This is a genomic window from Pseudomonas sp. CC6-YY-74 (genome assembly GCF_002025205.1).
Classification (GTDB): domain Bacteria; phylum Pseudomonadota; class Gammaproteobacteria; order Pseudomonadales; family Pseudomonadaceae; genus Aquipseudomonas; species Aquipseudomonas paeninsulae.
Window position 1 is genome coordinate 2447940 of record NZ_CP019947.1, and the last position, 21937, is coordinate 2469876.

A 21937-nucleotide genomic window follows, 5' to 3' on the forward strand; every position below is an offset into this window, starting at 1 on the left:
GGCCTCGCGTCCGGTTTTTTTATGTCCGCAATTCAAGCGCTTAGGCTCTAGATACGGAGGAAAATCGTTCTTGTTAATATTTATTTCTGCCTAAATTTCAAATACTTAGATTTGACAGACGCTATTACCCGGCCCAAAATTTCCTATCAACTTTCCCAGCAAGGCAGCTCAGACCATGAAAGGCGATAAGAAAGTCATCCAGCATCTGAACAAGATCCTCGGTAACGAGTTGGTCGCCATCAACCAGTACTTCCTGCACGCACGGATGTACGAAGACTGGGGCCTGAAGAAACTCGGCGAGCACGAGTACCACGAATCCATCGACGAGATGAAGCATGCGGACAAGCTGATCAAGCGCATCCTCTTTCTCGAAGGCCTGCCGAATGTGCAGGATCTCGGCAAAATCCTGATCGGTGAAAACACCCAGGAAATGCTCGAATGCGATCTGAAGATCGAGCACAAGGCCCACATCGACCTGAAAGCGGCGATTGCCTACTGCGAAAGCACCGGCGACTACGCCAGCCGCGAGCTGTTGGAAGAAATCATCTGCTCTGAAGAAGACCATATCGACTGGCTGGAAACCCAGTTGAGCCTGATCGATAAAGTTGGCCTGCAGAACTACCTGCAGTCGCAGATGGACGAGTAGCCGCCTGCTTGCTGCATGATAACGGGAGCCTCAGGCTCCCGTTTTTATTCAAACACAGGGCCAGAATGAAACGACTTGCCGTGGCCTTGGCGAAAAATTCCACGCACAAAAAACCCCGCCGCAGCGGGGTTTCTTCACAAGAAACCGACTCAGGCGTCGGTTTTTTGCATGGCGCTCTTGATCAGGGTCTGCAGCTCACCCTTCTCGAACATCTCGGTCACGATGTCGCTGCCACCAACCAGTTCACCGCCAACCCAGAGCTGCGGGAAGGTCGGCCAGTTGGCGTACTTCGGCAGATTGGCGCGAATTTCCGGGTTCTGCAGGATGTCGACATAGGCGAATTTTTCACCACAGGCCATCACGGCTTGTGCGGACTTGGAGGAAAAGCCGCACTGCGGGGCATTCGGCGAGCCTTTCATGTACAACAGAACGGTGTTGTTGGCGATCTGTTCTTTGATGGTTTCGATGATATCCATGGGGCACCTCTGGACTTAACTTCCCGACTCACGGGTCGGCACGATGGCGGCATTGTAACGAAAAGCCGAGCGTAATGCTCGGACTTGGCGAAGCGCGGACAGCCTGGTAGACCTTATGCCTTTGCGCAAGGTCCAGATTGCACCAGTACCTGTAGGAGGCCCGCCCTCGGGCTAAGCGTTAACGTTGGTCCGGGGACAGCCCTTGCGGGCTGCACCGCCGCGGGACGCGCCTCCTACGGGGTCCTTATATTACCTCTGCCGGTAATCCGGACACCATGCCGGTGTGCCACGGCTAGTGCGCGGATGGCCTCCAGGCTACCGCTATCAGGCGGCGCAAACCTCGACCGGCACACCATTGAGCGCGGCATTGCCGGACAGCGCATCGAGCTGGCGCTCATCGGTCAGGTCGTTGGCGCTGGCACCCGGCTGTGCGCTGGCAATCGCCAGCTGCACGCCTGGGCGCGCATGGCCCCAGCCGTGGGGCAGGCTGACCACACCGGGCATCATTTCGTCGCTGGCGACGACCTCCACTTCGATGGTCCCAACCCGCGAACGCACCCTCACCAACTGGCCATCGGCGAGCCCGCGCTGATCCAGATCCGCCGAATTCATCAATAGTTGATGGCGCGGCTTGCCCTTCACCAGACGGTGATAGTTGTGCATCCAGGAGTTGTTGCTGCGCACATGGCGACGACCGATCAGCAGCAACTGATCGGCCTCGGGCGCGACTTGCCCGGCGAAGCGCTTCAGGTCCGCCATGATAATGCCTGGCGCCGCCTGCACGGCCTGGCTCGGGGTTTTCAGCCGGCCAGCCAGATTCGGTTTGAGCGCGCCCAGATCCAGGCCATGGGGATGCTCACGCAATGCCGCCAGAGACAGCCGGTGCTCAGACTTGTCGCCATAGCGGCCCGCGCGCAGCCCCATATCGATCATCTGCTCGGGAGGCATGGTCGGTTTCAGCTCGCCACCGGTTTTCGCCGCAAAGGCTTTGGCCAGGCCGATGAATATCTGCCAGTCATGCAGCGTGCCCGCGGGCTGGGCCAATACCGCCTCATTGAACCGGGTGACGTTGCGCACGGCGAACATATTGAAGGTGGTGTCGTAGTGATCGTGCTCCAGCGGCCCGGTGGGCGGCAGAATCAGGTCGGCATGGCGAGTGGTTTCGTTGATATAAAAGTCGATGCTGAGCATGAACGCCAAGCCGTCCAGCGCCCGCTCCAATTGACGCCCATTGGGCGTGGACAACACCGGATTGCCCGCCACCGTAACCAGCGCGCGAATCTGCCCCTCGCCCGGCGTGAGCATTTCCTCGGCCAGGGCCGACACCGGCAGTTCGCCGCTGTACTCCGGCAACCCGGAAATCCGGCTCTGCCAGCGATTGAAGTGCCCGCCCGAAGTCGCCGCAACCAGGTCCACCGCCGGTTCGGTGCACAGCACGCCACCAACCCGGTCGAGATTGCCGGTCACCAGGTTGATCACCTGCACCAGCCACTGGCACAGGGTACCAAAGGCTTGAGTGGAAACGCCCATGCGGCCATAGCAGACGGCCTTGTCGGCCGCCGCAAAATCACGCGCCAACTGGCGAATGGTGTCGGCCGGCACACCGCAACGCGCGCTCATGGTTTCGGCGGTAAAGCCGGCGATGGCCTGGCGCACCTCGTCTAGCCCGTCCACCGGCAGGTGGCTGACGCGAGTCAGGTTCTCCTCGAAGAGGGTATTGAGCAGCCCGAACAACAGCGCCGAGTCCTGGCCCGGACGGACGAAGATATGTTGGTCGGCAATCGCCGCCGTCTCGCTGCGCCGAGGGTCGACCACCACCAACTTGCCGCCGCGCGCCTGGATCGCCTTGAGGCGTTTTTCCACGTCTGGCACGGTCATGATGCTGCCGTTGGACGCCAGCGGATTGCCACCGAGGATCAGCATGAAATCGGTGTGATCGATATCGGGGATCGGGATCAGCAAGCCGTGGCCGTACATCAGGTGGCTGGTCAGGTGATGCGGCAGCTGATCGACCGAGGTGGCGGAATAGCGGTTACGCGTTTTCAACAGGCCGAGGAAGTAATTGCTGTGGGTCATCAACCCGTAGTTATGCACGCTTGGGTTGCCCTGATAGACCGCCACGGCGTTCTGCCCATGCTGCGTCTGAATCTCGCTCAGGCGTTCGGCGACCAGGTCGAAGGCCTCGTCCCATTCAATCGCCTGCCATTCGCCAGCGACTCGGCGCATCGGTTGACGCAAACGGTCCGGATCGTTCTGGATGTCCTGTAAGGACACGGCTTTGGGGCAGATATGACCGCGACTGAAGCTGTCATGGGCATCACCCTTGATCGAACGGATCTGCGTTGAGCCGTCAGCTTGAGTTTCGGTTTCGATGGTCAAGCCGCAGATGGCTTCGCACAGATGGCACGCACGGTGATGGAGGGTCTTGGTCATGGCCTAGCCTCATATTCTTATTCAATACGACCGCAATGGTCGGCACGAACATGACTATGGCGACTGGAAGAGAACTGCACCAGCAGCGTTCGTTTTATGAATCGGCCGGCATCAGGCCGGCCGATTCAGGCATGCAGACAACTAATCCTTAGCGGATAGCCGTCACGGTGCCTTTGTTGTCGGTCACTTTGAGGTTGACGGTTTTTGTACACCAGATAATCCTCCACGCTCACTGCGTAGCGCGGTGCGACTATCAGGTCGGTACCCGCCAGGGCCGAACTGCAAAGCTGGAAAATCGGCAAGATGGTGCGCAATGGCTACAAGCTAAGCAGCTAACCTCCTCGGAGCCGCACAGCTACAACCTCTGATTGGCATGCTGTGGCATTTCCTTATAAGATCGCGCCTTTCCCGTTTCGTCGCACTGTGCGGCTCCCAGCCGTAGGTTCTGCCGTTTTCTCTGTTTATCCGGCCCTTGAACCTGCGCCCTGCTGTCAAAAGGTAGTTAACCATGAGCGCAAGACACTTTCTCTCGCTGAAGGACTGCACACCGCAAGAACTGGTGAGCCTGATCCGCCGCGGCATGGAGCTGAAGGACTTGCGCAACCGTGGCGTGCTGTTCGAACCGCTGAAGAACCGCGTGCTGGGGATGATTTTCGAGAAAGCCTCGACCCGTACTCGCCTGTCGTTCGAGGCGGGCATGATCCAGCTGGGTGGCCAGGCGATCTTCCTCTCGCCCCGCGACACCCAACTCGGCCGTGGCGAACCGATCGGCGATGCGGCCATCGTCATGTCGCGCATGCTCGATGCGGTGATGATCCGCACCTTCGCCCACAGCACCCTGACCGAGTTCGCAGCGAGTTCGCGAGTGCCGGTGATCAATGGCTTGTCCGACGACCTGCACCCCTGCCAACTACTGGCCGACATGCAGACCTTCCACGAGAAGCGCGGCAGCATCAAAGGCAAGACCGTGGCCTGGATCGGCGATGGCAACAACATGTGCAACTCCTATATAGAAGCCGCGCAGCAATTCGACTTCCAACTGCGCGTAGCCTGTCCCGAAGGCTATGAGCCGCACCCCGAATTCCTGGCTCAGGCCGAGGATCGGGTGACGATTTTCCGCGACCCGCGCGAGGCGGTCGCCGGCGCGCATCTGGTGAGCACCGATGTCTGGGCCTCGATGGGCCAGGAGGAAGAAATCGCCGAGCGCCTCAAGCTGTTCACCCCCTATCAGGTCAACCGCGCCCTGCTCGATGCCGCCGCCAAAGACGTGCTGTTCCTGCACTGCCTGCCAGCCCACCGTGGCGAGGAAATCAGCGAAGACCTACTCGACGACCCGCGCTCGGCGGCCTGGGACCAAGCGGAGAACCGTCTGCATGCGCAAAAGGCCTTGCTCGAGTTTCTGGTCGAGCCGGCGTACCACCACGCATGAGCCAGCCCCTGCTGCTGAACCTGCGTGACTTGAGCTGCGGTTACCCCGAGCACAAGGTGGTGCAAAACCTCCACCTGCACCTCAACGCTGGCGACATCGGCTGCCTGCTCGGCCCCTCAGGCTGCGGTAAGACCACTACCCTGCGTGCTATTGCCGGCTTCGAGCCGGTGCTCGAAGGCGAGATCCAACTGGCCGGCGAGGTGATCTCCCGCGCCGGTTTCACCCTGGCGCCAGAGAAGCGCCGGATCGGCATGGTGTTTCAGGACTACGCGCTGTTCCCACACCTGAGCGTGGCGGAAAACATTGCCTTCGGCATTCGCCAGCAGGCCAACTGCGAACGCATCACCGGCGAACTGCTGGAGCTGGTCAAACTCAGCCACCTGAGCAAGCGCTATCCCCACGAGCTGTCCGGCGGCCAGCAACAGCGTGTGGCCCTGGCCCGCGCTTTGGCCCCGGAGCCACGCCTGCTGCTGCTCGACGAACCCTTTTCCAACCTCGACGGCGAGTTGCGCCGACGCTTGAGCCACGAGGTTCGCGAGATTCTCAAAGCCCGTGGCACCAGTGCGATCCTGGTGACCCATGACCAGGAAGAAGCCTTCGCCGTCAGCGATCATGTCGGCGTCTTTCATGAAGGCCGGCTGCAACAATGGGACACCCCGTACAACCTCTACCACGAACCCCTGACCCCCTTCGTCGCCAGCTTCATCGGCCAGGGCTACTTCATTCGCGGCCAGTTGCTCAGCCCGGACACGGTGCAGACCGAGCTGGGCCTGATTCGCGGCAACCGCGCCTACACCTGGGCAAGCGGCAGCGCAGTGGATGTGCTGCTGCGCCCGGACGACATCGTCTACGCTCCGGACAGCGAGCTGAAAGCACTGATCGTCGGCAAGACCTTCCTCGGCGCCGCTACCCTGTACCGCCTGCAACTGGCCACCGGCAGCCTGCTGGAATCGCTGTTCCCCAGCCATGCCGACCACCGCACTGGCGAACACGTCGGCATTCGCGTGGCAGCCGACCACCTGGTGGTGTTCCCCGTCCCTGGCAGCATCGCCGCCCACATCAACCTCGGCGACTCCAGCGTGCGCCGCTACAGCAGCGCCAGCTGAGTCCGGACCAGAACGCGTAGGGCGTCCATATACCCCCTACGCTAAGGGCTCAGGCCGTTAAGCCTCGCTCAAGTACAAGCGTCCGCTGGCCACCAACAGCGCCTCACCGGCGATCTTGACCCGCTCACCCTCAAGCCGGCAGTGCAACTCGCCGCCACGGGCCGAGCACTGGTAGGCACTCAGCTCAGTCTTGCCCAAGCGCTCTGCCCAATAGGGCGTGAGCATGCAATGGGTCGAACCGGTGACCGGGTCTTCATTGATACCGATTGCCGGGGCGAAGTATCGCGAGACAAAATCATGCCGTTCGCCTGGCGCCGTGATCAGCACACCCAAACCCGGCAACTCGGCCAGGGCTGGCAAATTCGGCTCGAACGCACGCACCGCGGCTTCCGACGCCAGGATCACCAGCAGCTCCTGAATGCCCTGCTGGCCTTGCAGTGCCAATAGCCCTTGCACTGGCATGCCCATGGCCTGCTCGACCTGCGCGCTCAACTCACAGGGCTCGGCCCTGCGCAGCGGGAGATCCAGCACCAGCCTGCCCTCCTCGCGACTCACCCGTAGCGCGCCAGACAAGCACGTAAAGTCGATGTGCTCACCCGGCTCGGCATAGCACTCGAACAGCACATGGGCACTGGCCAGGGTGGCGTGCCCGCACAACGGCACCTCGGCGAGCGGAGTAAACCAGCGGATATGCCAGGCAGCGCCCGCCTTCAGCAGAAACGCGGTTTCCGCCAGATTGTGTTCCGCGGCGATCTGCTGCATCAGGGCGTCGCTGAGCCAGCTATCCAGGCGATAGACCATGGCCGGATTACCGGCGAAAGGGCGATTGGTGAAGGCGTCGACCTGATGGAATTCGAGTTGCATGGGTGAAGCTCCTGGCATGTGATACGGCTAGCATGCCGTGGCCGCCGGCATTGCACCCGCTACAGTCGCCCCGGATAAAGGCATTACAGCTGCACTGTAGCAATGCGCAACGAACAGGGACGGTGCGCAAATTGATCGAAAATGTTATTAAAAAACAATTAACACTATAAAAATCATGCAGTTGTAAATTATGGCACGCCATCTGCTTTGACCAGCTTCGGTCAGCACAATGGCGTGTCTGCCACACATCCGACAACGACGTCACGGCGCCCCGCTCACCTTTGAGCCGCGGGAACTGTGACGTTTTTTTTTGCGATTTTGGCCCATTATAGGAAGCATGCCATGCGCCCGATAACGCTCTCCCTCTTGTCCCTGGCCATCGCCAGCAGCACCTTCAGCCACGCCGCTTTCGCTACTCAACCGTTGAGCACGCTGATCACGGCAGGCAAGCCGATCCTCGACCTGCGCTACCGCTACGAGCACGTCGACCAGGACAACGCGCTGAACAACGCCAACGCCCAGACCCTGCGCACCCGCGTCGGCTTCCAGAGCGGCAAGTGGTACGGCCTCTCCGCCCTGATCGAGGCGGATAACGTCAGCCGTATCGGCGACGCCAGCTACAACAGCACGCGCAACGGCCAGGGCGACTACTCGGTGGTCGCCGACCCGGACGGCAGCGAAGTCAACCAGGCCCTGCTGCGCTATGACCACAGCCTGGGCAACGCGGTGGTCGGCCGCCAGCGCATCAACCTGGACAACCAACGCTTCGTCGGCGGCGTCGCCTGGCGGCAGAACGAGCAGACCTATGACGGCGTGCTCGGCCAACTGAAACCGCTGGACGGCCTGACCCTGACCTACGCCTACATCGACAACATCAACAGTATCTTCGGCCCCGGCAACGGCCGCTTCGACACGGCGGGCAACCCGGCCAACATCGAAGGCCACAGCCACCTGCTGAATGCCCAGTACGTGGTCATGCCCGAGCTGATCGCCACCGCCTACCAGTACCGCCTCGGCCTGGATAACCTGGCGCTGGGCAATCAATCGAGCCAGACCAGCGGTGTACGCCTCAATGGCGCCGTAGCCGGGGTCAGCTATGCCCTGGAATACGCCCAGCAGAAGGATTACGCCGACAACCCGCTGGAACTGGACAGCGACTACTACCTAGGCGAACTGGGTTACACGCTCAAGGGCATCGCGCTGAAAGCCGGTTACGAAGTACTCGGTGGCGACTCGGGGTCGGGCAACCGCGCCTTCCAGACCCCGCTGGCGACCAAGCACGCTTTCCAGGGCTGGGCCGACATCTTCCTGCTGACCCCGGCCAATGGCGTCGAGGACGCTTACGTCGGCTTTACTGCCCCCCTGCTCGGCGGCAACCTGGCGGCTTGGTACCACGACTTCAGCGCCGAGCGTGGCAGCAACAACTACGGCTCGGAGATCGATGTTTCCTACGCCCACCCGATTCCGGGCGTGAAGGGCTTGGTCGGCCTGGTGAAATACGCCAGCTACGATGCCGATGAGTTCTCTGTGGATAGCGACAAGTTCTGGGCGCAACTGCAATACAGCTACTGACGACCAGGCCCCGCTGTGCGGGGCCTTTCCCGTGGATCTGCTGCAGTTATGCGTTGCCTGGATGATCGTATCGTCCTGTAGGAGCGGCTTGAGCCGCGAACTGCGCGGATATCCCCTCCGCTCACCACCGCGCAGGCAGGCCACGGCCTTGCGCTTGCGCCCGCGGCGCCAGTCGTCGCGGGCCTCAAGGAGACGTTCCCATGCTCAACGCCATTATTGCCGGCCTGCTGTTCGGTCTCGCCCTGCTCAGCCCGCCGAGCTGGGCGGCCATCAACGCCGCCGAAGCGATGAACCTGTCCGGCATGCAGCGCATGCTCAGCCAGCGTATCGCCAAGACTTACCTGATGATCGGCGCCGAGGTGCGCCCGGACCGGGCCGAACAGCAGCTCGACCAGAGCATCGCCAAATTCGAGAGCAACTACCTGGCCCTCGGCGAATACGCCCCCACCGCACCGATTCGCAGCGCCCTGGAGCACGCCGGCAAGACCTGGCAGCGCTACCGCGAACTGGCACTGTCACGCCCGGACAAACAGCAGGCGCTGGTCATCCTGGAACTCAGCGACCAACTGCTGGCGCAGAGCGAACAGGTGGTGCAACTGCTCGAGCGCCACAGCGGCGGGCAAAGCGCCCGCCTGGTCAACCGCAGCGGCCGCCAGCGCATGCTTAGCCAGCGCATCGCCAAACTCTACCTGGCCATGAGTTGGCGCCTGCCGGTCGCCGGCCTGGAGCAGTCGTTCAATCAGGCGGTGGATGAATTCGACCAGGCCCTGCAGGAGCTGCAGCAGGCCAGACAGAACACCCCGGCCATTGCCAAGGGCCTGCAGCAGGCCGAAGCGCAATGGCGCTTCACCCGCGCCGGTTTCAATCTGTCCAACGACTCGCGCTTCGTGCCGACGGTGATCGCCACCACCAGCGAAACCCTGCTGTGGCAAATGAATGAGCTGACTAGCCAGTATGAAGGGGTGATGCAGGCGGGCTCCTGAGCCGGTCGGCGGCTGGTTTCGGGGATAGGCACGACGGCCACAGCCCTGTTGACCTCATGTCGATGTACAAGGCCTGTGGGGTCGTGAATGACGCTTGATCCAGCCATCAATGCCGAGGGTGGATGATAGAGCTGTCATCCACCCAGATTCCGTAGTCCGGCTGCAATCCGGGAAGCTAGTTGCCCGAGCCTGCCGCTCATATCCGTAGTTGATCGTCCCCTCAGCCCTCGCTGCGTACCCGCTGCACGGCATCCAGCCAGCCGTGATACAGCTTGCTGCGGTGCTCGGGGTCCATCCGTGGCTCGAAGCGCTGCTGACGCTGCCAATGGCCGGCGATCTCGTCGAGGTCGCGGTACACGCCGGCCTTGAGTCCGGCCAGATAGGCCACCCCAAGGGCAGTGGTTTCGGTGATCTCGGGCCGTTCGACCGGCACCCCGAGAATGTCGGCGAGAAACTGCATGACCCAGTTATTTTCCACCATGCCGCCATCCACCCGCAGCGCGCTGGGTTCGGCGGCGCCGTCCTGGCGCATGGCCTCGAGCAGGTCGCGGGTCTGGTAGCAGACCGCTTGCAAGCCGGCGGTGACGATCTCCTTGATCCCGGTATCGCGGGTCAGACCGAAGATCGCGCCGCGCGCCTTGGGGTCCCAGTAAGGCGCGCCCAGGCCGGTAAACGCCGGCACCAGGTAGACTCCACAGGCATCGCCGGTCTGTTCGGCCAGGGCCTCGCTGTCACGCGCATGGCTGATCAGCTTGATGCCGTCGCGCAGCCACTGCACCGCCGCGCCGGCGACGAAGATACTGCCCTCCACCGCATAGGTGACCTTGCCATCCAGGCGGTAACCGACGGTGGTGAGCAAGCGGTTTTTCGAGGCCACCGCAGTGGCGCCGGTGTTCTGGATCATGAAACAACCGGTGCCGTAGGTACTCTTGACCATCCCCGGCTGGAAACAGGCCTGGCCGATCAGTGCGGCCTGCTGGTCGCCGGCCATGCCCAGCACCGGAATAGCCGCGCCGAGCAGTTCGGCCTCGAGGGTGCCGAAGTCTGCCGCGCAATCCAGCACCTCGGGCAGCAGGCTGGCCGGAATCTCCAGCAGCTCAAGCATCTGCGCATCCCATTGCTGGGTGTGGATATTGAACATCAGGGTGCGCGAAGCATTGGTCGCATCGGTCTTGTGCGATTTACCGCCGGTCAGGCGCCACAGCAGGAAACTGTCCACCGTACCGAAGCGGAGTTCGCCACGTTCGGCCCGCTCACGCGCGCCGGCCACGTTATTCAGCACCCAGCGCAGCTTGGTGCCGGAGAAATAGGGATCGATCAGCAGGCCGGTATTGGCCGTCACCGCCGCCTCATGGCCGGCGGCCTTGAGTTCGGCGCAATAATCGGCGGTGCGCCGGTCTTGCCAGACGATGGCCGGATAGATAGGGATGCCGGTTGTGGCGTCCCAAACCAGGGTGGTCTCACGCTGATTGGTGATGCCAATAGCGGTGATCTGGCTGGCCTCAAGACCACTCTGGGCCAGCGCCTCACGGCACACCTGCAGAGTGCTCTGCCAGAGTTCCTCGCCGTCATGCTCGACCCAGCCGTCCTGCGGGAAGTACTGTTTGAACTCCTGCTGCGCCCGCGCCACCGGCAAGCCCTGGGCGTTGAAGACGATGGCGCGGCTGCTGGTGGTGCCTTGGTCGATTGCGAGCAGGTAATCGGACATGCGGATTTCCTTGTTGTTATGGCAGTTGCAATTGAAGCGGAGTGAGTGGCGGTCGGGCCGCGCCGGCTGAGCGGCGTGAAGCCCAGCACGTTGCGGCGCGACTCACTGCCGGCCGATGGCCGCGAATGGCGCCTGGGTCAGTTGCGCCAGCACCTCAGCCGCCAATTCCACCTCCAGCCCGCGCCGCCCGGCGCTGACGAAGATGCTCGGATACTGTTGCGCCGATGCGTCGATGAACGTGCGTAGACGCTTTTTCTGCCCCAGCGGGCTGATCCCGCCGAGCAGGTAGCCGGTGGCACGCTGCGCGGCATTAGGTTCAGCCATGTCGGCCTTCTTCACCCCGGCGGCCTGGGCCAGGGCTTTCAGGTCGAGGCTGCCGGCCACCGGCACTACTGCCACCAGTAACTCGCCTTTTTCAGTCGCGGCGAGCAGGGTCTTGAACACCCGGGCCGGCTCGAGATTGAGTTTTTCCGCCGCTTCCAGGCCATAGGACGCGGCCTTGGGATCATGGCTGTAACTGTGCACCCGGTGGGCAGCCTGGGCTTTTTTCAGCAGGTCGATGGCAGGAGTCATGTTCGAATGTGAAAACAATCTGATGAAGTCTGCGTACCTTAGCCGAAAATTTACCGAACGACAGCCTATAATGCCGTGCACAACAAGGATCGCCCCCATGACCCTGGCACCACGCCAACACGACATTCTCAACCTCGCCCGCGAACGCGGCTACGTCAGTATCGACGAACTGGCCCAGGCCTTCGCCGTCACCCCGCAGACCATCCGCCGCGACATCAACCAGCTGGCCGAACAGGGCTTGCTGCGGCGCACCCATGGCGGCGCAGCCAGCGAAGCCTCGAGCACCCAGAACACCGCCTACGCCATGCGCGCCGGGCAGATGCGCGAGGAGAAGCAACGCATTGCCGAGGCCATCGTCGCGCATATCCCCGACCACGCCTCACTGTTCATCAACATCGGCACCACCACCGAAGCGATTGCTCGCGAGCTGCTCAAACGCAAGAGTTTGAAGGTCATCACCAACAATCTGCACGTCGCCGCCCAGCTCAGCACCAGGGCGGATTTCGAGGTTCTAGTGGCGGGCGGCACGGTGCGCAGCGACGGCGGCGTGGTCGGCCAGTCGACGGTGGATTTCATCCAGCAGTTCAAGGTCGACTTCGCCCTGGTCGGCATCAGCGGCATCGATGAAGACGGTAGCCTGCTCGACTTCGACTACCAGGAAGTGCGGGTCTCCCAGGCCATTATCGACAACGCGCGACAAGTCTTTCTCGCCGCCGACTCGAGCAAGTTCGGGCGCAATGCCGTGGTCCGCTTGGGCTCGATCACCCTGGTCGATCGAGTCTTCACCGACGCCGCGCCTTCTGCGGCGATCAGCCGCCTGCTGGCCGAGAACAAGGTGCATCTGGACCTGGCCTGAGCAACCCTGAAAAACGCTCGCCGACTGCGCTCGATATATTCACAACCCCTGAACACGGCAACCCATCCCCAAGAAAACTTCACGACCACTCGGCACGAAAGCGCGCTTTGGGGTGGCGAAGCTGTGCATATTCGACTAGCATATTTTCGAAACTGAACATCAATAAGTTCACTTTCGACATTACGGTGCTGCCATGCCTACGCTCTCCAACCACACTGCCCCTCTCGCCGAAGTCTACGATCTGGCGGTCGTGGGCGGCGGCATCAATGGCGTCGGCATCGCGGCCGACGCGGCCGGCCGCGGCCTGTCGGTGTTCCTTTGCGAAAAGGACGACCTGGCCGAACACACCTCCTCGGCCAGCAGCAAGCTGATCCACGGCGGCCTGCGCTACCTCGAACATTACGAGTTCCGCCTGGTGCGCGAAGCCCTGGCCGAGCGCGAAGTGCTGCTGGCCAAGGCGCCGCATATCGTCAAGCCGCTGCGCTTCATCCTGCCGCACCGTCCGCACTTGCGCCCAGCCTGGATGATTCGCGCCGGCCTGTTCCTCTACGATCACCTGGGCAAGCGCGAGAAGCTGCCGGGCTCGCGCAGCCTGAGTTTCGGCGCGGGCAGCCCGCTGAAGGCCGAGATCACCCGCGGCTTCGAATATTCCGACTGCTGGGTCGACGACGCCCGCCTGGTGGTGCTCAACGCCATGGCCGCTCGCGAACAGGGCGCCCATGTGCACACCCGCACCCGTTGCGTCAGCGCACGGCGCAGCAAGGGCTTGTGGCATATCCACCTGGAGCGCGCCGATGGCAGCCTGTTCTCGATCCGCGCCCGCGCCCTGGTCAACGCCGCCGGCCCCTGGGTGGCACGCTTTATCCGCGAGGATCTCAAGCAGGATTCGCCCTATGGGATTCGCCTGATCCAGGGCAGCCATATCATCGTGCCGAAGCTGTTCGACGGCGATCAGGCCTACATCCTGCAGAACGAAGACCGCCGCATCGTCTTCGCCATCCCCTACCTCGACCGCTTCACCATGATCGGCACCACCGACCGCGAATACACCGGCGACCCGGCCAAGGTGGCGATCAGCGATGAGGAAACCACTTATCTGCTGCAGGTGGTCAACGCCCACTTCAAACGGCAACTGAGCCGCGACGACATCCTGCACAGTTTCGCCGGGGTGCGGCCACTGTGCGACGACGAATCCGACCAGCCTTCCGCCGTCACCCGCGACTACACCCTGGCGCTGTCCGGCCAACCGGGCGAGGCGCCGTTGCTCTCGGTATTCGGCGGCAAGCTGACCACCTACCGCAAATTGGCGGAGTCGGCACTGGCGCAATTGGCGCCGCACTTCCCGCAGATGAAACCGTGCTGGACCGCCACCGCCCTGCTCCCCGGCGCGGAAAACCTGGAAAGCCAAAGCGCCATGGTCGAAGCCCTGTGCGCCCGCTGCGACTGGCTGCCAACCACCCTCGCCCGGCGTTGGGCCAGTTGCTATGGCAGCCGCAGCTGGCTGCTGCTCGAGGGCGTGCAACAACAGAGCGACCTCGGCGAACACCTGGGTGGCGGCCTGTATGCACGCGAAGTGGATTACCTGTGCCAGTACGAATGGGCCATCGACGCCGCCGATATCCTCTGGCGGCGGAGCAAGCTGGGGTTGTTCATGACGCCCTCACAGCAGGCGCTTTTGAGCCGCTACCTGGGCGTGCATGCGCCGCACAGCCCGGAAGATGCCCACGCCACCTGATTGCCTGCGCACCCTGAATTGCAATTCCCTTTGCCCCGCCGATCGCCCGAGACGCGGGGCTTTTTTTCGACGCGAATTATTGGGGCGGACGGACCGAGACGCCAGCCGCGCAGGAACGCAGGAACATAGCGGACAGTCCGTCTGTTGTGCCGGATACAGCCAGACGCTGGGGGATGGCTTCGCGAGAAGCCCCGTTCTCAGGGCGCAGATGATCCGCTCAGCCGTCCTTGGCCCTGCCCCGCGCTACAACTGCGCCCAATGCCCATCCTGGCGATGCGCTCGTAAATGCGCCAGCACCGCTGCCAGCAATGGCTCCTTGAACGCCTCCTGGAACCGATGGGCCAGGCCGGGAATCAGCTTCAGCTCGCTACCCTTGATATGCGCGGCCACATGCACGCCGTGCATCACCGGCAGCAGCGGATCGGCGGTGCCGTGCACCACCAGAGTCGGCACGCGCAGACGGTTGAGCAGTGCGACCCGGCTCGGTTCGGCGAGAATTGCCAGCAACTGACGTTCCACCCCCGTGGGATTGAAGGCGCGGTCGTAGGCGAGCTCGGCCTGTTGCAGCAGTGCCTGGCGATCGTCGCTGACCATCGGGCTGCCCAATGCGGCGAGCAGGTCAGCCTGCTGTTCGAGTGCCACTTCGCGGTTTGGCGCTTCGCGCTCGGCCAGCAAGGCCAGCAATGCCGGGTTTGGCGCTGGCAGGCCCTGGGCGCCGGAGCTGGTCATGATCAGGGTCAGGCTCTGCACCCGTTCGGGGGCCAGGTCGGCCAGATGCTGGGCGATCATCCCGCCCATGCTGGCGCCGAGCACATGGAAGCGGCGCACGCCGAGGGCATCCATCAGGCCGAGGGCATCGCCGGCCATGTCGAGCAGCCGGTACGGCGCCGCCACCGACAAACCGACCCGGTAGCGCAGCGCCTGGTAGACCAGATTGGCCGGCGGCGCAGCCTGAACCCAGGTGCTCAGGCCGACATCGCGGTTATCGAAACGAATCACCCGCAAGCCCTGCTGGCACAGGCGCGCGACCACCTCGTCCGGCCAGTGGATCAACTGCCCACCGAGCCCCATGACCATCAGCAACGCCGGATCGCTGGCGCGGCCGATGCTTTGATAGGCCAGTTGCACCTCGCCCAGTTCGACCCTGACGGTCGGCGCCCGGACATCACAACGTTCGCTGGCAAAAACAGCCAAGCCGCAAAGCAGCACGGCCAGAAAAATCAACACACGCATAGAAACACCGAAACGCAGAACCCCATTGAGACGCGAGTTTGCTGACATTCAGGCGAGCGCGCTGCCACACAACCATGACAATTTGATGAATCTTGTCGAGCGGTCGCTACAGGCGGCGTCTTGCCATGGACGCCTGCAGCAGACTCAGTTCGTCGAGATGGACAACACCCAGCAGCGACGTGCCAACTCCGCTGGATAGCTCGGTGAAAGGGCTTCGGCCCCGGCATCGCCACCTTGCCTGCCCGATCAAGCCCAGGCGCACTACCGGACGGGGTTAGACGCCCACCTTGCGCAGCGGCGCCCGGCTGCGTTGCGCCGCTTCCCAGTTGGCGGCCAAGCCGACCTGCACATCCGCAGCCGGTAGCATGCCGCGCCCGCGCAGCAGATCGGACGCCCGCTCGGCGAGCATGATGGTCGGCGCGTTGAGGTTGCCGTTCGGCTCGGTGGGGAACACCGAGGAGTCGATCACCCGCAGCCCCTCGAGGCCACGCACGCGCAGCTCGGAGTCGACCACCGCCAGTTCGTCCTCGCCCATGCGGCAGGTGCCGCAGGGGTGGTAGGTGCTCTCCAGGTTCTCGCGGACGAAGGCGTCGATCTGCGCGTCTGTCTGCACGGATGGCCCCGGCGCGATCTCGCCGTCGCGGAAGGCGTCCATCGCCGGCTGACCGATGATCTCGCGGGTCAGGCGCACGCAGCGGCGGAAGCCCGCGCGGTCTTCCTCGCGCTCCAGATAGTTGAACTGGATGCGCGGATGCTCGTAGGGGTCGGCCGAACGTAGCCGCACATGGCCGCGACTCTTGGGTTTGTTCGGCCCGGTGAGCACCATGAAGCCGTGGCCCTTGATCGGCTTCTTGCCGTCGTAGCGCATCGCCGCCGGGAGGAAGTGGAACTGGATGTCCGGCCAGCGCAGCCCCTCCTCGGAGCGGATGAAACCACCAGCTTCGAAGTGGTTGGTGGCGCCCAGACCGTCCTTGAACAGCAGCCAGCGCAGGCCGATCAGCAGCTTGCTCAGCGGGTCCATCTTGCTGTTGAGGGTCAGCGGCTGCTTGCAACCGAACTGGATGTAGACCTCCGCGTGATCCTGCAGGTTCTCGCCGACCCCGGGCAGCTCGTGCTGCAGCGCCACCCCGGCCTGATTGAGTACCGCCGCCGGGCCGATGCCGGAGCGCTGCAGCAGATGCGGCGAACCGATCGGTCCGCCTGCCAGGAGGATCTCGCGGTTGCAGAAAACCTGCTGGGTGCGACCGCCGTGGTCGTATTCGATGCCCACCGCGCGCTTACCGTCGAGGATGATCCGCCGGGTCATGGCCTGGGTCACCACGGTCAGGTTCGGCCGATCCATGGCCGGGCGCAGGTAGGCGTTGGCGGTGGAACAACGCACGCCGTTCTTGACCGTCATGTGCATGGCGCCGAAGCCTTCCTGCATGTAGCCGTTGCAGTCGGCGGTCTTGATGTAGCCAGCCTCCGCGCCGGCCTCGACCCAGGCGCCGTACAAGGGGTTGCGCATATGGTTGCCGTTGTTGGTGTGCAACGGCCCGCTATCGCCGCGGTAGGCGTCGCCGCCGGCCTCATAATGCTCGGCGCGGCGAAAGTACGGCAGGCAGTTGCGATAGCCCCAGCCGTGCGCACCGAGCTGCTCCCACTCATCGAAGTCGTAGGCATGACCGCGGATATACACCAGGCCGTTGATCGACGATGAGCCGCCGAGCACCTTGCCCCGCGGGCAATGCACCCGCCGGCCGTCGAGACCGGGCTCCGGCTCGGTCTCATAACGCCAGTTGTACTTCTTGGTATTCATCGGGATCGAGAAGGCGCTGGGCATCTGGATCAGCACGCTGCGGTCGCTGCCGCCGAATTCCAGGACCAGCACCGAGGTGTCGGCATCCTCGCTCAGGCGGTTGGCCAGCACGCAGCCGGCCGAACCGGCGCCGATGATGATGTAGTCGTATCGCTTAATCATTGCTCAAGCCCTGTGTATTGAGATTCAGGGAAGTGGGCTTGACGCTGCCGCGTGGCGCATAGGCGCCCCAGCCCAGTCGCGCGGCGAATGCGCGGGTCAGCCCGTAATGCACCACCCCGGCCAGCAGGCAGGACGGCAGCGAGGCGGAGATGAAGCTGAACAACGAGGTATTGGCCAGGGTCTGCGGGTTGAACAACAGCACGTAGACGCCGACGCCGACTACCAGCGCCAGCAGCGCAATCGGATTGAAGCCCTTCCAGTAGCGGTACGGCGACTGCTCCTCGGGCGCATAAATGTGCCGTAGGTTCATCCGTTGCTGACGCAGGAAGTAGTAATCGGCGATGCCGATGCCGGCCAGCGCGCTGTTCAGCGCCGAGGTCCATACCAGGAAGATGAAGAAGCCGTCGTAGATTCCCGGGGCGACGAAGACGATGATCGCCGGCGCCACGCAGAACAGCGCCACCAGCAGCTCCCACCGCATCTCCCTGAGCTTCTGGCCGGCCAGTTGGCGCAGGCCGACGATCGAGGTGTAGAGGATGTTGATCATGCTGGTGACGTTGGCGAAGGCGACGAAGCCCAAGGCGATGACGCCGAACGCCAGGCCACCGATATGGGTCATCCAGATGGTCGGGTCGCTGTCGCCCAGGGCGGCGGACGCCAGCAGGCCGACCACCTCACCGAGCACCGCGGCGCCGAAGATGCCGATGATGTTCGGCCAGAATGCGGTGCGCTGGTTCTTGCTCAGACGCGCCAGGTTGCCGATATAGGGCCACCAGGACAGGCCCGCCGCCATGTTCACCTCCACCGCGATCATGAAGTTGACCCGTTTGTCGGCGAAGGGCGCGTCCAGGGCCGGCAGGGCTAGCAGTTCGGCGACGCTACGTTCGCTGAGGATCAGGTAGAGCATCGCGCCCATGATCAGCACCAGCGCCGGGGCGACTATGGTGTTGAACACCTTGATCGAGGTGGGGCCCCTGGCGACCACGAAGCCGGCCAAGATTATCGCGAAGAAACCCGAGAGCAGCACCAGCAGCCCGGTCGGCTCGGTCTGATGCTCGCTCAGCAGGCCGGTCAGGCCATCGATCGAGCGGCCGAACATCAGGCCCAGAACCGCCAGCCAACCCATGGTCAGGAACACCACTGCCAGCACATAGACCAGACGGCTGCCGTTGCTGCCAAACATGCTGCGCAGGAAGGTGAACTGCTCGGTGCCGTACTTGCCGCACGGCACGCAGGTGGCGAAGGTCGCCAGCAGCACGCCGAGGATGTTGCCGATGACGATGGCGGCGATGCCTTCGCTGACGCCGACGAACAGCGCGGTGGCGCCGCCGATGAGGAAGGCCCAGGTGGCGATGGCCAGGGCCGAGTTGGCGTAGGTGAACTCCCAGAAGCCCCACATGCGTTCGTTGGGCAGCAGCGGCGTATCGCCGCGTTCGGCTTCGAGGCTGATATCGACGGGTTTTGACGTGGCCATGGCTCAGTACCCCCAGAGGTAGAAACCGGTGACCAGCACCAGCGTCATCAGGGTGATTGCGAGGTAGTCGATGGCGCTCAGCGCCCCCGGCCAATTATTGGCTTGCTCCATCTCCTCATAGACGCGAATGCGTCGTTCCAGGTCTTGCGCACGTACGCTTTCGGCTTGACTGTTCATCTGGACATAACCTCGTATGGCTCTTGTTATTGGCTACCCGATGTGTCCCGGCATGACGCTTGGCGTTATGCCGGTGGTCTGTTGCTTTCCTTAGTTCATGGCAGGGTGATCCACACCGCCTTGGTCTCCAGCAGGTAATCGAGCTGTTCGGCGCCGAGGTCCTTGCCATAGCCTGACTGCTTGTAGCCGCCGAAGGGCATGCACGGGTCGATGGTGCTGTGCGCATTGACATACACCGAGCCGGCGCGCAGCCGCGGAATCAGGCTGTGTACGCGACCGAGGTCGTTGCAGTAGAGCGCGGCGGCCAGGCCAAACGGTGAATCGTTGGCCAGCGCCAGCGCTTCCTCTTCGTCATCGAACGGCGCCGTCACCAGCACCGGACCGAAGATTTCCTCCTGGACGATGCGCATGTCGTTGCGGCAGTTGGCGAAGATGGTCGGTTGGACGAAGTAACCAGGCCCCTCGACGGCCGCGCCGCCGTAATAGACCTCGGCGCCCTCGGCCTTGCCGGCCTCGATATAGCCGAGCACCCGTTCCTGCTGCTGGCGCGACACCAGCGGGCTGATAAAGCAATCGGGATCGAGGCCCGGCGCCATTTTCAGACTGGCGGTGTAGGCGGCCAGTTCGCCCAGGAACTCGGCGTAGATGCTGCGATGAATGTAGGCACGGGTACCGGCATCGCACACCTGCCCAGAGTTGAAGAATACGCCGTTGGCTACCGCCTGCGCGGCCGCCTTGAGGTCGACATCGGCGAAGACGATCACCGGCGACTTGCCGCCCAACTCCAGGGTCAGACGCTTCATCTGGTCCAGGGCCGCCTTGCCCACGCTGCAACCGACCGGGGTCGAGCCGGTGAAGCTCAGCTTGTCGATGCCCGGATGGCTGGCCATGGCCGCGCCGACCACGCTGCCGCGCCCGCTGACGATGTTGACCACGCCATCCGGGATGCCGGCTTGCTGCACCAGCTCGGCGAAGCGCAGGGCCGACAGCGAAGTCAGCTCGGCCGGTTTGACCACCACGGTGCAGCCAACCGCCAGGGCCGCGCCGAGCTTCCAGGCCATGGTCTGCAGCGGGAAGTTCCACGGCACTATGACCCCGACCACGCCCACCGGCTCCTTGCGCGTATAGGCCAGGTAGTTGCCGGGCAGCGACGGCTCGACGGTACGCCCGTGGATCTTGCTGGCCCAGCCGGCGAAGTAGCGGAAGGTGTCGATGGTGCCCTGGATGTCCACGGCGCGCGCCTGGGCCACCGACTTGCCCACGTCGATCGATTCGATCTCGGCCAGCTCGTCGGCATTGGTTTCGATCAGGTCGGCCAGACGATGCAGCAAACGCTCACGTTCCAGCGGCTTGAGCAGGCGCCAGGTGCCGCCATCGAACTGCGCACGGGCAGCCTGCACGGCGCGGTCGAGATCAGCTGCGGTGCCCATCGCGATGCGCCCGAGCACGCCCTCGGTGGCAGGCTCGATCACCTCGGCGCTGCCGCCATCGGCGGCATCCAGCCAGGCCCCGCCGATAAACAGCTTGTGCGGTTTGCTGAGGAAGCGCTGGGTGGCTTCGCTGACGCCGAATTGCTGCAGATACTGTTTGACCTTGATGTCCACTGTGATTTCCTCGGGCGCCGCCTGCAGGCAGGGCCGCCACTCATTGTTCGATGATCCCCGTGCCCGCGCCGGGCACGGGGATTGTTGCAGGCGTTAGCGTGCGCGGGCGCGCTCGTGGAAGATGAAACCGATGCTGTTCAACAGCAGTTGCGCGGCCAGAATCGAGGTGACCCCGGCCGGATCGTAGGCCGGTGCGACCTCGACCAGGTCCATGCCGACGATCTTGCCCTGGCTGCGCTTGGCCAGTGCCTGGATGATTTCCAGCACCTCGTAGTAGAGGAAACCGCCATGGCTGGGCGTGCCGGTGCCGGGCGCGATGGAGGGGTCGAAGCCATCAATGTCGATGGTGATGTAGTAGTTGACGCCTTGCGGGATCAGATCCAGTACGCCCTCGCTGCCGAGGCGGCGGACATCGCGAACCGAAAGAATCTTCGAGCCGGCTGCATGGGCAGCTTCATAGTCATCGCGATTGGAAGACGATACGTTGCGGATGCCCATCTGGGTCATGCCGACTATGTGGTCCATTTCCGAAGCGCGGCGCAGTGGGTTGCCGTGGCCATAGCGCACGCCGTGGCGCTCATCGACGAAATCCAGGTGCGCGTCGAAGTGAATGATGTGGATCGGCTCGTGCCCTTCGTAGGCCTTGATCACCGGCGCATGGATCGAATGGTCGCCACCCAGCACCACCGGCATCGCCCCGGCCTGGAGAATCTTGCGTACGGCGAATTCGATATTGGCGTTGCTCTTGTGCATGTCGGTGTGGACGATGTCGGCATCCCCCACATCGACCATGCGCACGTCCTGCGCGGCCAGATAGAGCACGTCGTCCTCATGGTCGTAAGCGCCGGCATGGCCGAAGGAAAACAGCGTCGATGCCTCGCGAATCCCACGCGGGCCGAAGCGCGCGCCGGGTCGCCACTGGGTGCCCATGTCATTCGGGGCGCCGAGAACCGCGACATCCGCGTCGATGGCCTCCCAGTCGGTGCAGACCGGCGATTTGGCAAAGGTGCAATGGCCCACGAACGGCAGGTTCAGGCGACCGGACTCGTAACTGTTACTCGACATGTTCAGGCGTCTCCAACTCTTGTTATTAGTGAGTGGCGAAGCG

General features: G+C 63.3%; 18 protein-coding genes. 7 read left to right on the top strand and 11 right to left on the bottom strand.

Annotation, left to right across the window (positions count from 1 at the left end; all coding sequences use genetic code 11):
* Nucleotides 1-175: 175 nt before the first annotated feature.
* A complete protein-coding gene (bfr, locus tag B2D37_RS11230; protein ID WP_079202764.1) occupies nt 176-646 on the top strand; it encodes a bacterioferritin in 471 nt (156 codons plus the stop codon).
* Between the two features lie 149 nt (nt 647-795).
* Here the strand turns inward: bfr and grxD are convergent, their stop codons facing one another.
* Together grxD and B2D37_RS11240 are read right to left on the bottom strand one after the other, a co-directional pair.
* The gene (gene grxD, locus B2D37_RS11235) at nt 796-1122 is read right to left on the bottom strand and encodes a Grx4 family monothiol glutaredoxin (RefSeq protein ID WP_079202765.1); all 327 of its coding nucleotides are present in this window, start codon (nt 1120-1122) and stop codon (nt 796-798) included.
* 324 nt (nt 1123-1446) lie between these two features.
* Entirely contained in the window at nt 1447-3555 is a 2109-nt protein-coding gene (locus B2D37_RS11240; RefSeq protein ID WP_079202766.1) for a molybdopterin oxidoreductase family protein, read from the bottom strand.
* 508 nt (nt 3556-4063) lie between these two features.
* Here B2D37_RS11240 and argF point away from each other — a divergent pair.
* Nucleotides 4064-4984 carry an ornithine carbamoyltransferase gene (gene argF, locus B2D37_RS11245; RefSeq protein ID WP_079202767.1) on the top strand — a complete coding sequence of 307 codons (921 nt, stop codon included), beginning with the start codon at nt 4064-4066 and terminating at the stop codon, nt 4982-4984.
* Nucleotides 4981-6090, top strand: coding sequence for an ABC transporter ATP-binding protein (locus tag B2D37_RS11250; RefSeq protein WP_079202768.1), 1110 nt, complete (start codon nt 4981-4983; stop codon nt 6088-6090). The genes argF and B2D37_RS11250 overlap by 4 nt, the downstream gene beginning before the upstream one ends.
* A gap of 57 nt (nt 6091-6147) precedes the next feature.
* On the opposite strand, the gene B2D37_RS11255 is transcribed toward B2D37_RS11250, so the two are convergent.
* Complete coding sequence (locus B2D37_RS11255) at nt 6148-6954, bottom strand: PhzF family phenazine biosynthesis protein (protein WP_079202769.1); 807 nt, start codon at nt 6952-6954, stop codon at nt 6148-6150.
* Between the two features lie 342 nt (nt 6955-7296).
* Between B2D37_RS11255 and B2D37_RS11260 the strand changes: the two genes are divergently transcribed.
* Nucleotides 7297-8526: a hypothetical protein gene (locus B2D37_RS11260; RefSeq protein ID WP_079202770.1), complete on the top strand. Its 1230-nt coding sequence runs from the start codon at nt 7297-7299 to the stop codon at nt 8524-8526.
* Between the two features lie 200 nt (nt 8527-8726).
* Nucleotides 8727-9509 (top strand): type IV pili methyl-accepting chemotaxis transducer N-terminal domain-containing protein, encoded by a 783-nt coding sequence (locus tag B2D37_RS11265; protein ID WP_079202771.1) that lies wholly within the window; start codon nt 8727-8729, stop codon nt 9507-9509.
* A gap of 220 nt (nt 9510-9729) precedes the next feature.
* Here the strand turns inward: B2D37_RS11265 and glpK are convergent, their stop codons facing one another.
* Together glpK and ybaK are read right to left on the bottom strand one after the other, a co-directional pair.
* Nucleotides 9730-11217 (bottom strand): glycerol kinase GlpK, encoded by a 1488-nt coding sequence (glpK, locus tag B2D37_RS11270; protein WP_079202772.1) that lies wholly within the window; start codon nt 11215-11217, stop codon nt 9730-9732.
* 102 nt (nt 11218-11319) lie between these two features.
* Complete coding sequence (ybaK, locus tag B2D37_RS11275; protein WP_079202773.1) at nt 11320-11790, bottom strand: Cys-tRNA(Pro) deacylase; 471 nt, start codon at nt 11788-11790, stop codon at nt 11320-11322.
* Nucleotides 11791-11887: 97 nt separating this feature from the next.
* Here ybaK and B2D37_RS11280 point away from each other — a divergent pair, with 97 nt between their 5' ends.
* Nucleotides 11888-12646 (top strand): DeoR/GlpR family DNA-binding transcription regulator, encoded by a 759-nt coding sequence (locus B2D37_RS11280; protein ID WP_079202774.1) that lies wholly within the window; start codon nt 11888-11890, stop codon nt 12644-12646.
* Nucleotides 12647-12839: 193 nt separating this feature from the next.
* Nucleotides 12840-14381 carry a glycerol-3-phosphate dehydrogenase gene (gene glpD / locus B2D37_RS11285; RefSeq protein WP_079202775.1) on the top strand — a complete coding sequence of 514 codons (1542 nt, stop codon included), beginning with the start codon at nt 12840-12842 and terminating at the stop codon, nt 14379-14381.
* Between the two features lie 243 nt (nt 14382-14624).
* On the opposite strand, the gene B2D37_RS11290 is transcribed toward glpD, so the two are convergent.
* From B2D37_RS11290 to speB, 6 genes are all read right to left on the bottom strand, one after another.
* The gene (locus B2D37_RS11290) at nt 14625-15614 is read right to left on the bottom strand and encodes an alpha/beta fold hydrolase (RefSeq protein WP_079202776.1); all 990 of its coding nucleotides are present in this window, start codon (nt 15612-15614) and stop codon (nt 14625-14627) included.
* Between the two features lie 274 nt (nt 15615-15888).
* Nucleotides 15889-17574 (bottom strand): choline dehydrogenase, encoded by a 1686-nt coding sequence (betA, locus tag B2D37_RS11295; RefSeq protein ID WP_079202777.1) that lies wholly within the window; start codon nt 17572-17574, stop codon nt 15889-15891.
* Entirely contained in the window at nt 17567-19048 is a 1482-nt protein-coding gene (locus B2D37_RS11300; RefSeq protein ID WP_079202778.1) for a cytosine permease, read from the bottom strand. Before B2D37_RS11300 ends, betA begins: the two co-directional genes overlap by 8 nt.
* Before the next feature lie 3 nt (nt 19049-19051).
* Complete coding sequence (locus B2D37_RS23325) at nt 19052-19225, bottom strand: hypothetical protein (protein ID WP_177345213.1); 174 nt, start codon at nt 19223-19225, stop codon at nt 19052-19054.
* Nucleotides 19226-19320: 95 nt separating this feature from the next.
* The gene (locus B2D37_RS11305; RefSeq protein WP_079202779.1) at nt 19321-20829 is read right to left on the bottom strand and encodes an aldehyde dehydrogenase; all 1509 of its coding nucleotides are present in this window, start codon (nt 20827-20829) and stop codon (nt 19321-19323) included.
* 93 nt (nt 20830-20922) lie between these two features.
* Nucleotides 20923-21894, bottom strand: a complete 972-nt coding sequence (gene speB, locus B2D37_RS11310; protein WP_079202780.1) for an agmatinase — start codon at nt 21892-21894, stop codon at nt 20923-20925.
* Nucleotides 21895-21937: the final 43 nt, after the last annotated feature.